This is a genomic window from Lysinibacillus boronitolerans JCM 21713 = 10a = NBRC 103108, assembly GCF_000772935.1.
Taxonomy (GTDB): Bacteria; Bacillota; Bacilli; order Bacillales_A; family Planococcaceae; genus Lysinibacillus; species Lysinibacillus boronitolerans.
In genome coordinates this window covers 40,986-54,828 of record NZ_JPVR01000056.1, presented here as the reverse complement: position 1 = coordinate 54,828, position 13,843 = coordinate 40,986, and the positions used below count along the sequence as shown (strand labels likewise).

General features: G+C 36.7%; 10 protein-coding genes and 1 pseudogene. 4 read left to right on the top strand and 7 right to left on the bottom strand.

All coding sequences use genetic code 11. The features are described from left to right. The 7 genes and pseudogenes from CD31_RS02750 to CD31_RS02725 form a co-directional block, all read right to left on the bottom strand. Positions 1–417 (bottom strand): annotated as a pseudogene (locus CD31_RS02750) (hypothetical protein); the annotation flags it as partial. A 144-nt stretch (positions 418–561) separates the two neighbouring features. Then, complete coding sequence (locus CD31_RS22820; protein ID WP_016991870.1) at positions 562–735, bottom strand: YjfB family protein; 174 nt, start codon at positions 733–735, stop codon at positions 562–564. Between the two features lie 132 nt (positions 736–867). Then, complete coding sequence (gene yihA, locus CD31_RS02745) at positions 868–1,449, bottom strand: ribosome biogenesis GTP-binding protein YihA/YsxC (RefSeq protein WP_016991869.1); 582 nt, start codon at positions 1,447–1,449, stop codon at positions 868–870. 4 nt (positions 1,450–1,453) lie between these two features. Continuing rightward, positions 1,454–3,778: an endopeptidase La gene (gene lon / locus CD31_RS02740; protein WP_016991868.1), complete on the bottom strand. Its 2,325-nt coding sequence runs from the start codon at positions 3,776–3,778 to the stop codon at positions 1,454–1,456. 230 nt (positions 3,779–4,008) lie between these two features. After that, positions 4,009–5,280 carry an ATP-dependent protease ATP-binding subunit ClpX gene (gene clpX, locus CD31_RS02735; protein WP_036075657.1) on the bottom strand — a complete coding sequence of 424 codons (1,272 nt, stop codon included), beginning with the start codon at positions 5,278–5,280 and terminating at the stop codon, positions 4,009–4,011. Between the two features lie 677 nt (positions 5,281–5,957). Next, positions 5,958–7,247 (bottom strand): trigger factor, encoded by a 1,290-nt coding sequence (gene tig, locus CD31_RS02730; protein ID WP_016991866.1) that lies wholly within the window; start codon positions 7,245–7,247, stop codon positions 5,958–5,960. Between the two features lie 118 nt (positions 7,248–7,365). Continuing rightward, positions 7,366–8,349, bottom strand: a complete 984-nt coding sequence (locus CD31_RS02725; RefSeq protein WP_036075654.1) for a hypothetical protein — start codon at positions 8,347–8,349, stop codon at positions 7,366–7,368. A gap of 214 nt (positions 8,350–8,563) precedes the next feature. Between CD31_RS02725 and CD31_RS02720 the strand changes: the two genes are divergently transcribed. The 4 genes from CD31_RS02720 (at position 8,564) to qoxB (ending at position 13,843) form a co-directional block, all read left to right on the top strand. Further along, positions 8,564–9,028, top strand: coding sequence for a hypothetical protein (locus CD31_RS02720; protein ID WP_016991863.1), 465 nt, complete (start codon positions 8,564–8,566; stop codon positions 9,026–9,028). Between the two features lie 234 nt (positions 9,029–9,262). Next, a complete protein-coding gene (locus CD31_RS02715) occupies positions 9,263–10,105 on the top strand; it encodes a DUF2785 domain-containing protein (RefSeq protein ID WP_036075653.1) in 843 nt (280 codons plus the stop codon). A gap of 827 nt (positions 10,106–10,932) precedes the next feature. Then, the gene (gene qoxA, locus CD31_RS02710; RefSeq protein WP_016991862.1) at positions 10,933–11,838 is read left to right on the top strand and encodes a cytochrome aa3 quinol oxidase subunit II; all 906 of its coding nucleotides are present in this window, start codon (positions 10,933–10,935) and stop codon (positions 11,836–11,838) included. A gap of 61 nt (positions 11,839–11,899) precedes the next feature. After that, the gene (qoxB, locus tag CD31_RS02705; RefSeq protein ID WP_016991861.1) at positions 11,900–13,843 is read left to right on the top strand and encodes a cytochrome aa3 quinol oxidase subunit I; all 1,944 of its coding nucleotides are present in this window, start codon (positions 11,900–11,902) and stop codon (positions 13,841–13,843) included.

Sequence of the window (13,843 nt, the reverse complement as noted above, 5' to 3'; positions counted from 1 at the left end):
ATTTGGATCAATACTCGTTACGACACCAGCCGTTGTTTTACCGTTACTGCTTCCTGTTGAGGGTACATTTGTTTCTGTTGGTGTATTAGAGGTACCGCGAAGTTCAACAACACTTCTGAGAGAAATGTCAGCCTCGACTTCCATACCCATCTTAAAGCCCTCAATCGTTGTAGACGTATTATTAATATATAATCTAGTATTTTTATTAATATTAAACGTCACTGTTCGTCCACGATCATTTTCCAATGTTATTTTACTAAGCTGCTTTTCTATCGTGCCATCTGGCTTCGTATATTCTGAAAACGTTACATCGACAAAGGTCCCTGTCACTAATTGGGCAGCTTTAGCAGATTGATTAAAGGAAAAACCTACTATCATCAGTAACGTAATCATCAGTATGTATGAATATTTTTTCAAAAAACCCTGCCTCCTTACTAATTATTAGTATATCGTATTATTGGTAGTTTTTCTTATTCGAAAAGTTACATTTTAGGCCTTCTTGAATTTTTTTCTAAAAATAAAAGTTGAGGTAGCTTTTAACCTCAAGCTACCTTGCCTACTTCATACTTGAATATCAATTGTATGTCCAGCAGTTGGATGTGGAGCATCTAACATTTCAACTAACTGTTCTGTATTTTGCTGTTGCATTTCCATTGCCTGCTTCGTAACAGCTAAAGATACATTTTGCATAAGTGTTGCTTGGTTCTTTGCCATCGATAAAGCTGCGATATCCATCTAGTCCACCTCCTATCTAATTTATCGGACAAATAGTTTCATCATCAAGTATTTTTCCCTAATTTTCTATACGATTGAAAATACAAAAAACATCTATTGTCCTAACGCCTTAGACACAATAGATGTTTTTTATTACATTTTGTTTTCGATTGTTTTCCAAGCTTCCTCAAAGCCAAGACCTGTTTCTGAAGAGAAGACAATAAGAGGATCACTTTTTTCCATCTCCAGCGTCTCTTTGACAATTTTCTTATGTTTATCCCATTTACCTTTTGGAATTTTATCTGCCTTGGTTGCAATGACAATGCAAGGAATATTGTAATGCTTTAAAAAATCATACATCATACGATCATCAGCTGTTGGAGGATGTCGCAAATCTATAATTTGTACGACTGCTTTTAACTCCTGGCGTCCTGTAAAATAGCGCTCGATCATTTTTCCCCATGCCTCACGCTCTGTTTTAGAAACCTTTGCATAACCATACCCTGGAACATCTACAAAAAATAGCTGCTCTTCAATCTTATAAAAATTAAGGGTTTGTGTTTTACCAGGCTTAGATGAAATACGTGCTAAAGCTTTACGTCCGATCATTCGATTAATGAAGGAAGACTTTCCTACATTCGAACGACCTGCTAATGCAAATTCTGGCAGTCCATCTTCTGGATATTGGTCTGGTCGTACCGCACTAATGACCATTTCGACATTATGGACTTTCATTTTTTTAAAAACCTCCGTCCAGCGCATAGGCTAAAACTTCATCAGCCGATGTCACTAGTTTAAATGTTAATTGCTCACGTACACTATCAGGAATATCCTCTATATCACGTTCATTATCCTTAGGACATATGATTGTCGTTAATCCTGCACGGTGAGCGCTTAATGTTTTTTCTTTTAAGCCGCCGATTGGCAATACACGGCCACGCAAGGTAATCTCACCTGTCATACCTACCTCGCGGCGAATCGGGCGATGTAGAATAGCCGAAACGATAGCTGTTGCCATTGTAATACCAGCTGATGGTCCATCTTTAGGTACAGCACCCTCTGGTACATGGATATGAATATCATGAGTATCAAAAAATTCTGCATCCACATTTAGGTGTTCCATTTTTGTACGAACATAGGATAATGCTGTTTGAGCAGATTCCTTCATTACTTCTCCAAGCTTACCAGTAAGTTGTAACTTCCCTTTACCCGGCGTTAAAGAAACTTCAATTTGTAATGTATCTCCACCAACTGTTGTATAAGCAAGTCCAGTTGCGACACCCACTTGATTTTCCTTTTCAGCCTGTCCATAGCGGAAACGATGTTTACCAAGTAAATCTTGTAATGATTTTGAGCTAACCGTTACGCGTTTTTTCTCACCAGATACAATTACTTTGGCAATTTTACGGCAAAGCGTAGCGATTTGTCGTTCTAAACCGCGCACTCCTGCTTCCCGTGTATAATAACGTATAATATCAGTGACTGCTTCATCTTTGATTACTACCTGTGTTTTTTTCAAACCATGTTCTTTAAGCTGCTTTGGTATGAGATGGTTTTTGGTAATTTGAGCTTTCTCGATTTCAGTATAGCCTGCAATAGAAATTACTTCCATACGATCTAATAATGGCCCTGGTATGCTACTTAAATCATTGGCAGTTGCAATAAATAACACATTAGAGAGATCATATGGTTCCTCAATATAATGATCACTAAATGTATTATTTTGTGCAGGGTCTAAAACTTCAAGCATCGCTGCTGCAGGGTCACCTCTAAAATCATTCGACATTTTATCGATTTCATCTAATAAAAACACCGGATTAATGGTACCTGCTTTTTTCATTCCTTGAATAATACGTCCTGGCATTGCACCAACATACGTACGTCGATGTCCACGAATTTCCGATTCATCCCGAACACCACCTAAAGAAATACGAATAAACTTTCGATCTAAACTTTCCGCAATGGAGCGAGCTAATGATGTTTTACCAACGCCTGGAGGTCCTGCTAAGCATAAAATAGGTCCTCGCAGTGAATTTTTCAGCTGACGTACGGCTAAATATTCCAGAACACGTTCTTTGACTTTTTCTAATCCATCATGATCTCGGTTTAAAATGTTTTCAGCATGGGCAATATTCATGCGATCCTCTGTAGCATTTGTCCACGGTAAGGAAATAAGCCAATCAATGTAATTGCGAATAACACCACTCTCTGCACTAGCCCCGGGTATTTTTTCATAGCGATCTAATTCTTTCAGTGCTGCTTCTTTTGTTGATTCTGGCATACCAGCTTCGTCGATACGCTTCCGTAATTCTGCAACTTCTCCGGTTTTCCCTTCGCGATCTCCCAGCTCCGTTTGTATAGCTTTCATTTGCTCACGTAAATAATATTCCTTTTGCGTACGCTCCATTGACTGCTTTACTTTGGAATTAATTTTCTTTTCTAAATCCAAAACTTCCTGTTCATCATGCAAGCGAATAATTAAATGATCAAGTCGTTTTTTAACGCTAAGCATTTCCAATACTTCTTGCTTGTCAGCAATTTTAAACGGCAAATGAGAAGCAATAATATCTGCTAAACGGCCAGGCTCTTCAATATCCGTTACAGTATTGATCGTCTCAGTTGTAATTTTATTGGAGGATTTGGCATATTTTTCAAAATACGTCAACAATGTCCGCATCAATGCTTGTGTTTCTACATCTTTTTCTGTTGACTCCTCTTTAACCTCAATATCCACAACAGTATACTTCTCTAACGCACGATAATTTTTCCACGTTGCACGCGCAACACCTTCTACAAGGATGCGTAACGTGCCGTTTGGTAATTTTAGCATTTGTTTGACATATGCAATTGTACCAACTGAATACAGATCTTGCTCTTCAGGCTGTTCGTCGTGCATTTCTTTTTGTGTTACCAATAAAATCATTTGGTCCTCTAACATTGCCTGCTCAAGCGCCGCTACAGAACGATTTCTACCCACATCAATATGTAACACCATCGATGGGAATACTAAAAGTCCACGCAAAGGCAATAATGGTACATTTGTTGTTTTTTGTATTGTCACCATGCGGGCATTCACCTCCGTCAAAATTTTCATGTTAACATCCCGCGCTACTAGTATGTGTTTAAAAAGTTGATTCACACTAGATATTGAAGCGAGCCAAAAATTTCTTCAAGTTACAGCTGGCTTTATGTAGGAATGAATAAAAAGCTGACTGTCGATATGTGCGAATATTGCACAATCGAAGTCAGCTAATTACTCTCTATCTCACAACGGTAGACAGCCACGTCTATTCATTATGCTGAAGTTTTAGTGTCGCTACCTTCATCGAGTTCAGTGCCATCTTCAAGAAGCAATTTCGGTTTTTCTTTATCCGTAATTGTTTTTGCTGTAATGATACATTTTTTTACGTCTTCACGTGAAGGTAATTCGTACATTACATCAAGCATTGTTGACTCAATAATTGAACGAAGACCACGCGCACCTGTTTTACGTTCAATTGCTTCCTTAGCAATTGCCACAAGAGCATCTTCATCAAATTCAAGCTCAACGCCATCTAATTCAAGCATTTTTTGATATTGCTTGGCTAGTGCATTTTTCGGCTCTGTTAAAATTTGTACTAGTGCAGCTTCGTTTAATTGCTCCAGGCTTGCAAGTACAGGTAATCGACCAATGAACTCTGGTATTAAACCAAACTTCAATAAATCCTCAGGAATCAGCTTGGACATGATAGAACCTTCATCTACATCAACTTTATTCGGATCTGAACCGAATCCTATTACTTTTTCACCCTGACGTCGTTTAATGATTGTTTCAATACCATCAAATGCACCGCCCACTATGAAAAGAATATTGGTTGTATCGATCTGTAAGAATTCTTGATGAGGATGTTTTCGTCCTCCTTGTGGTGGAACGCTTGCAACTGTTCCTTCAAGAATTTTTAGGAGTGCCTGCTGAACACCTTCGCCAGAAACATCGCGTGTAATTGATGGATTCTCTGACTTACGTGCAACTTTGTCAATTTCATCAATATAGATAATCCCTTTTTCAGCGCGTTCGATATCATAATCAGCTGATTGGATTAACTTTAATAAAATATTTTCAACGTCCTCACCAACATAACCTGCTTCAGTTAAGGAGGTAGCATCCGCGATTGCGAACGGAACATTTAAAATACGTGCTAACGTTTGAGCTAATAAAGTTTTACCGCTACCAGTTGGGCCGATTAACACAATGTTCGATTTTGCTAATTCAATATCATCAATTTTACTATTCGTATTGATACGTTTATAGTGATTGTAAACTGCAACTGCCAATGCTTTTTTAGCACGCTCTTGTCCAATTACATACTCATCTAAAATCGTTAAGATTTCTTTCGGTTTCGGAATATCTTGGAATTCAATTTCCTCCTCTACACCTAGTTCCTCTACAACGATCTCTGAACAAAGCTCGATACATTCATCACAAATATAAACACCTGGACCTGCAACTAATTTACGCACTTGTTCTTGTGGCTTTCCACAAAATGAGCATTTTAAATTGCCTTTTTCATCATTAAATTTGAACAATATGTTTCACCCCTATTCAAGCAACAATCTTACAAGATTATTGAATCTTTATCAAATAAATTGTCTGCATCATTTACGCCTCAGCAATTATGCATGTGTAGATTATAACGCATCGTCATGTACTTTACTTCATTTAACTTTCGAAGCATGCTATAGGAACCTGCTTACTTCGCCACCTTATACTGCTATAAAGTTACATTTATTCACTTTCGACACACTACAAACTACCGATCTCTATTTATAAATCTACTACATTCAACCAAGGGTATATCACTCAAAAAATAAAATTTTATTAGGACCTTTCTGAATGAAGTTAAGTATAGCATCGTATCAATTTCGCCTTGACTCAAATAGCGCCTGGACTTCAATCCAAATCCTTGACACTTGCCAGTAGGCACTATCTTCATCCAGTCGTGGTTTAAACACACACTAAAAAGGTTAAAAGGCATACAGCTCGCCATCTATGTGAGATGGACGTTTTTTGTACCTGACGATATGCTTTGGCTACAAAAAATATCTGCTGAATGAAGATAAAAACTAAAACAATACTATGTATAAGTGAAGTATAAAGTGAAATAAATGTTAAGGGGACTAATTTTTAAGAGTTTATGTGATAAAACAAGGCACGGATGAATGCCGTACCTTGTTTTTTTTGGGCTATCTAATTACACAAAATCTTATTCAGTAATTTTAGCGTTTTCTACTAAAAATTCAACTGTTTTTTGGATTTTGATGTCGTTTTCAAGTACTGCTGTACCACCTAAAGCACTTGTGATTTGATCTTTAGTCATGTTAAATTGAGCAGCCATTTTTTCTAATTCTGCTTCAATATCTGCTTCAGATGCTTCAATTTTTTCAGCTTCAGCAATCGCTTCAAGTGTTAATGATACACGTACACGGCTTTCAGCTTCTTCTTTCATTTGGCCACGTAAGTCTTCTTCTGATTGACCAGAGAATTGGTAGTAAAGGTCTAAGTTCATACCTTGCATTTGTAAACGTTGACCAAATTCTTGTAACATACGATCAGTTTCAGAGTTGATCATACCTGCTGGTACTTCAAACTCAGCGTTTTCAGCAGCTTTTTCTACAAGCTCGTCACGAAGAGCTGCATCTGATTCTGTTACTTTTTGAGCTGCAGTTTGTTCTTTAATTTTAGCGCGTAAAGCTTCAACGCTTTCAACTTCTGGATCTAATTCTTTTGCAAATTCATCATTTAACTCAGGAAGAACTTTTGTTTTAACTTCCTTCACAGTTACTTTGAAAGTAGCTTCTTTACCAGCTAATTCAGCTGCATGGTATTCTTCTGGGAATGTAACAACAACATCTTTAGATTCGCCAGCTTTAACACCCACAAGTTGCTCTTCAAAACCTGGAATGAATGAACCTGAACCGATTTCTAGTGGATAGTCTTCACCTTTACCACCTTCAAAAGCTTCTTCGCCTACGAAACCTTCGAAGTCGATTACAGCTGTATCACCATCTACGATTGCTTCGTCTTCTTTGATTTCAAGCTCTGCTTTGCGAGCTAATTGGTCTTGAATTTGAGCATCTACTTCTTCATCTGTTACTTCTACTGGAAGTTTAGATACTTCTAGACCTTTGTAGTCTCCTAGTTTTGGTTCTGGTTTCACTGTTACTTGTGCAGTGAATGTGAAATCTTGGCCGTGTACAAAGTTTTCTGTACCAGCGATTTCTGGGTAATCAACTGGCATAATTCCAGCTTCGTCAATTGCTTTTGCATAAGATTCAGGAACGATGATTTCTAATGCATCTTGGTATAGAGATTCGATACCAAAACGTTGTTCAAACATTTTACGAGGCATTTTACCTTTACGGAAACCTGGTACGTTAATTTGTTTTACAACTTTTTTGAACGCTTGGTCCATTGCTGCGTCGATTTCTGCAGCAGGTACTTCGATTGTAAGAGTACCGATATTACCTTCTTGTTTTTCCCATTTTGCTGACATGTATAAATACCTCCAAATAAATAATCAAGTTTAGATGTTAGACAATTCATTCGTAACTACGATTTTGACAACCATTTTAGTATAACATAGATGTGTATAGTTTCAACTTATTTCATACCTAATGTAGTTCTGTTAGCTTTTCTAACATTTGTAAAAAGTCAATGATTTCATAATCCATTTCTTGTACATTTCCTAGCATCGCTAAGACAAAATCAATATAACTATAGGCAACATCATCTGCTTCGAACGGGTGCCATTCAAATGGATACGTTACAATGGCATGCTTTGCCATTAAATATTGTACCATTTCCAACGTAGATGGGTCTTGTTCTAGCTTCACTTCTACTATATTTTTTATTTCTCCATACTGCGGTAGCTGGTTAGGCAATACTAACTCAGCAGGATTTACGATTTTTGTTTGTTTAAATTTAGCTACTCTAACCTTCATAGCTACTTCTTGTTCCACTAATAATATGAGTGCTAGGCTCTGGACGAACGGATGGATGCTTGAACATTCAATAATCTCTTTTAATGGCTCTTTTAATTGTCTTACATTTGTGTCCATAAGTCGATGCAAGCGTATAGACTGCTCATTTGAAGTAAGTGCACAAAATTTCTCAAGTTCATATTCCTGTTCTTCTATTAAACGTTGTGCATTTTCTTTTTTTTCTAGATTCTTAGACACTTCACTATTCAAATTTTTTAAGCGTTCAAATTTTTCAATCTGATCCTGAGGCAAAACATTTTCTTCAAGTAGGGTTGTAATTAATGACTCTACTTGATGGTATTCTTTTAACTGCATGCATACGGTAATGTACAATTCCATGATTTCTACATAAAGTGACGTACCCATCGAAAATAATTGCTCACAAACATTCTTAACCTTGCTATAGTCCTTTAATTCATACAAAGCAAAGGCATAGGCACTAAGAGCAAATTCATCTCCTGCTTCGTACACAAATGCCTTTTCAAAACTTGCCACCGCTTTTTCATACTGAAAATTTTCAGCAAACATATGCCCTTCACGTATTAAAGTTTGGACAGCGCCTGGAAAAACAACAATATTGTCATGTTTAATGACATGACGCTTTCTTTTTGTCATTTTTCTCACCTCATTGTTCTAATTTTTCATTTCTGCTATTTACTAAAAAAATCCACAACTTTCTTGTTTTTAACAAAAAACTATTGCTTTTGCATTCATATTTTGTAATAAATTGTATTATAATTAGAATAGTCTAAAATTTATCACAATTCGCAGACGTTCCATTTTGTTGTCTGCACCTAGAAAATCAAGTTCTTAACAAGGAGTGGAATCCATGCAATTACTTGATACAATTACTGAATTTGATCATTGTATCTCATCTGCATTCGAGGCATTATCGATTAAAGTCATTTCAATTTCTACAACGGACGGCGTTTTTCAAGATAAGCCGATAGAATTTGAACTTTTAACACGCACCAAAATTGATGTCTACACACAAGAAGCCAGCACCTACATTTTAAAAATTCAAGGGTGTATTCCTGGATCTATTGCACTTGGTCATCAAAATGAGTCTCTTTCCATTATTCCTCAAAAAGTAAACATTGAATGTAACTACAAGCTGTTACATGTTGATAAAAAAGATATGCAGCAAATTTTACAGCATCCTGAACCAAATCGTCACTATAGTGAATGGCTCATTGATGCAATCAAAAATGCCAATATTCTTGTCGAGCTAAAGACAAATCAACACACGCTCACTGAATGGCCAATCGGCATTAAATCCGCAGTCATTATTTAGCTAGACAAAGACATACTTAAATAGGTATGTCTTTTTTATTGTTCACATTTAAGTTTTACCATTTTAATGCGTTTCTATCATAACAACTTTTTATAGTTTCTGGAAATAATATTATGTTTTAATAAGGACATTCTAACAGTGCTTATTTAAAATGAAGGTTTCAAATTTATCCCTTCGAAATGAAATGGCGCTATAATATATAGTACAAAAATAATGTTAGGGGCTTTTTTACTCATGGATATTAAAGAAACATTGCAGTCTTTTTCTACAATGACACTGTCTGAGCGTCAGGCATTTATGTTGCAACATAGTGATTGGTTGTTACAGGAGATGTTAGCCCATATTGGCTCAGCTGATGCAGAGTTACGAGACCACCTTATTTATCGTACCTTTGTTGATTTACTAAGTGATAATTTATTGAGTTCTGAACAACTTCAATATTTGTTTGAAACAGCTACAGGTGAGGATTTTTTATATTTACATATTGGAGAAAAAACAACGGATAGTGTCTTTACACGTTCGTTTTCCGCTTTACTAGTGGCAGGTCTGCTTGCAAAGGACACTGAATTACTCGTTTTAAGTGATGATGACTTACAAAAATTCTTTAAAAAAATCGGCCGTTATTTGTTATTAGAACAGGATACGAGAGGATATGTTCAGGAAAAAGGATGGGCACACAGTATTGCACATGGTGCAGATTTAGCTGCAACAACAATAAAACATCCAAAATTCGATTTACAGTATGCACCATCCATTTTACATGCATTAAAACTCGTCACTTGGAAAGAAACCGTCTTTGTTAATGATGAAGAGGAGCGTTTAATCAATATAGTGGATGCGTTATTACTTCAAAATTACTCAGAGGAAGCCTTGATCGAATTTGTTGAGCAGGCTTTTGATAAATTTGAAATGCATTTGTTGACACAAGGTTATAATGAACACTTCTTTAGCGGTAGAACTTGTACCTTAAACTTTATGAAAACACTGTATTTTTCTTTGAAAATGAATAATAAAGCTCCACAGCTACAAAATACGATTTATGGACAAGTAGCCAAATGGCTAAAGCTTGGTAATTGACAGGTAATCTTAAAAATGCTGAATTACTCCGCTTAATTCTTCATAACATAATTTTTTTCTAAAATACTAGCAAACTAAGTACTATCTTAGTTTGCTTTTTACTTTTCAGATAAAACAAACGAAGTAAAAATATGGATATTAATGAAAAACAATTATTATGTTAACATAATTAATAATTCACTCCATTTATTCCCTCTCCACTCATTCCTTACATTGAAAATTCAACCTATTGTTTCCATAAAGCGTCATTCCATGTACTCCTTTTTCGGATAAAAGGCAAATAAAAAATCCCGTTACGTCTGTTATGGCAATGATTTTATTACAAAACAGCGTCCAAAATGTGAAATGCCATTTTTCATAATATAAATTATTTACTTAGGTAAACATTGAGAATGCAGTATTTTCAACGTTTCCACAGTGTTTAATAATAAAAACCTATAAATACCAATACTAAAATAACGATTTTTGTTCAAGAAATGTTCAAAATCAACACAGCTATACTATCATTTTCATAACAAAATTATGTTTTTTCTTAAAAACAGGGCGTATAATCCAATGTGCAAACAACGAGAGATTGTGACAATCGGAGTGAACCAAGTACGTATTTAAACGATTGCGCAAATCATTGATTTTGCTAACGCTTGCATCAGATCAATCAACACTAGATTTTATGTTTCATATTGAACCATGCCATTGTAATTTCTTATGTTGTTGATTGATACGCCAAGATAAAAGAGGTGACCTCAGTATCAACTATTTGTAAATGTGACACTGACAAAAAAACACATGAATTTTATGAATAGCCGTTCTATAGAAAGGAGTCAAACATGAAGAAAAAATTAAGTTTAATGTTCGTTGCATTGAGTGCGCTTGCTCTTCTTGCTGGATGTGAACCATTAACAGTGTTCAATCCAAAAGGGCCTAATGCTGAAACATTATCAAACACAATTATCTTATCCATTATTACAATGGCCTTTATATTGCTAGTCGTGTATGTGCTTTTAGCCTTTATGCTTACAAAATATCGTGCATCAAAAGCAGCTGCAGATTATGAGCCTCCTCATGAAGAAGGAAGCCATCTGCTTGAGATTACATGGACAGTAATTCCAATTATTATCGTAGCATTTTTAGCTGTTGTGACTGTAAGAACAACTTCTACAGTAGAAGCTCAACCAGCAGGTTATGACGATAAGGAACCTTTAGTGATTTATGCATCATCATCAAACTGGAAATGGCACTTTAGTTATCCAGAAGAAGGTGTTGAAACAGTTAACTATGTAAACATTCCGGTGGATCGTCCAATCGAGTTTAAACTTTACTCATTTGGTCCAATTACAAGTTTCTGGATTCCTCAATTAGCCGGTCAAAAATATGCGATGAGTGATATGTTAACAACAATCCACCTTGCAGCAGATGAGGTTGGTTCATTTATGGGACGTAACTCTAACTTTAATGGACGCGGCTTTGCCGAAATGGAATTTGAAGCACAATCTATGACACAAGAAGACTTCGATAAATGGGTTGCTGATGTAAAAGCGAAAGAGGCACCATTAACTGAAGAAAAATTTGATGAGCTATTAAAAGCAGAGCACGTTGGTCGCCAAAGCTTCTCATCTACTCACTTAGACTTTAGACCAGCTCCAATGGAACATGGTAAACACATGAATATGGATGATATGGATCATGGGGATATGTCTGAAGAAGACATGAATAATGAACATTCTGGTCATTAATTAGATTTTATCGTTGAACGAATCGAGACATTAATTTTTAATTCTGAAAGGAGCGCATCCAATGAGTATGGAAGAATTATTCCATCCAATGCAAGAACCGATGATTTTAGCGGCAGCTATTAGTATCGTAGTTGGTGCAGTGGTTATCGTAGCAGGCCTTACTTATTTCAAAAAATGGGGCTATTTCTACAAAAACTGGCTATCAACTGTTGACCATAAAAAAATCGGGATTATGTATATCGCAGTAGCTTTATTAATGCTATTCCGCGGTGGTATCGATGCACTATTAATGCGTGCACAAACAGCCGTTCCAGATAATGGACTTCTTGATGCACAACACTATAATGAAATTTTCACAACACACGGTTTATTAATGATTCTATTTATGGCGATGCCATTTGTTATCGGCTTAATGAACATTGTTATTCCACTTCAAATCGGTGCACGTGACGTTGCTTTCCCACGTCTAAATGCTGTCAGCTTCTGGCTATTTGCAGCAGGTGCTGGTTTACTAAACTTATCATTCATTATTGGTGGTTCACCAGACGCTGGTTGGACAGCCTACTTCCCTCTTGCAAGTACGGATTTTAGTCCGACTGTAGGGAATAACTATTATTCTTTAGCTCTTCAATTATCAGGTATTGGTACTTTAATGACAGGTGTTAACTTTATCACGACGATCATTAAAATGCGTGCCCCTGGTATGACATTAATGAAAATGCCAATGTTTTCTTGGTCTATTTTAATAACAAACATCATTATCGTATTCGCATTCCCAGTATTAACTGTAGCGCTTGCTCTTATGATGTTTGACCGTCAATTCGGCACAAAATTCTTTGCGATGCAAGACGGTGGTATGGATATGCTTTGGGCCAACCTATTCTGGGTTTGGGGACATCCTGAGGTTTATATCGTTATCCTACCTGCTTTTGGTATTTTCTCAGAAATCATTGCAACATTTGCACGTAAAAACTTATACGGATACAAATCTATGGTGATGAGTATGGTGGTCATTTCCCTACTATCATTCGTAGTTTGGGCCCACCACTTCTATACAATGGGTCATGGTGTAATGGTAAACAGTGTTTTCTCTATTACAACAATGGCAATCGCAGTTCCTACTGGGGTTAAAATATTCAACTGGCTACTCACAATGAGGCACGGGAAAATTCAATTTACAACACCGATGCTTTATGCACTTGGCTTTATTCCTATCTTCACAATTGGTGGGGTTACAGGGGTAATGCTAGCGATGGCAAGTGCTGACTACCAATATCATAATACGATGTTCTTAGTTGCCCATTTCCACTATGTATTAATTCCAGGTACAGTATTTGGTGTGCTTGCAGGTTACCACTACTGGTGGCCAAAAATGTTCGGTTTCCGTCTAAATGAAAAATTAGGGAAAGCTGGTTTCTGGTTCATTGCCATCAGCTTCAACGTAACGTTCTTCCCACTATTTATTTTAGGTTTAGATGGATATGCTCGTCGTATGTACACTTATTCTGAGTCTACTGGTTATGGTCCATTGAACATGTTATCGTTCGTCGGTGCTCTAGGACTTGCAGTCGGCTTTGCGTTAATCGTCTACAATATTTATTACAGCTGGAAGCATATGCCTCGCAATGAAAAGGCGGATGTTTGGGATGGTCGTACACTTGAGTGGGCTACTCATTCTCCAGTACCAGAATATAACTTTGCCGTAGTGCCTACTGTTACTCGCTTAGATGAGTATTGGTTCGCGAAAAAAGAAGGTCGCGATATTACTGCAGGTACAATCGAAAAAATTCACATGCCAAATAATACAGGCACACCATTCTGGATGAGTGGATTCTTCTTCCTTGCAGCATTCTTCGCTGTATTCAATCTATGGATTCCAGCCATCATCAGTATGCTTGGTGTATTTGGCTTCATGATTCATCGTTCATTCGAAAAAGATCATGGTCGTTACATTTCAGTTGAGGAAGTAATGGCAACTGAGAAAAGCTTGAGAGGTGATAAATAA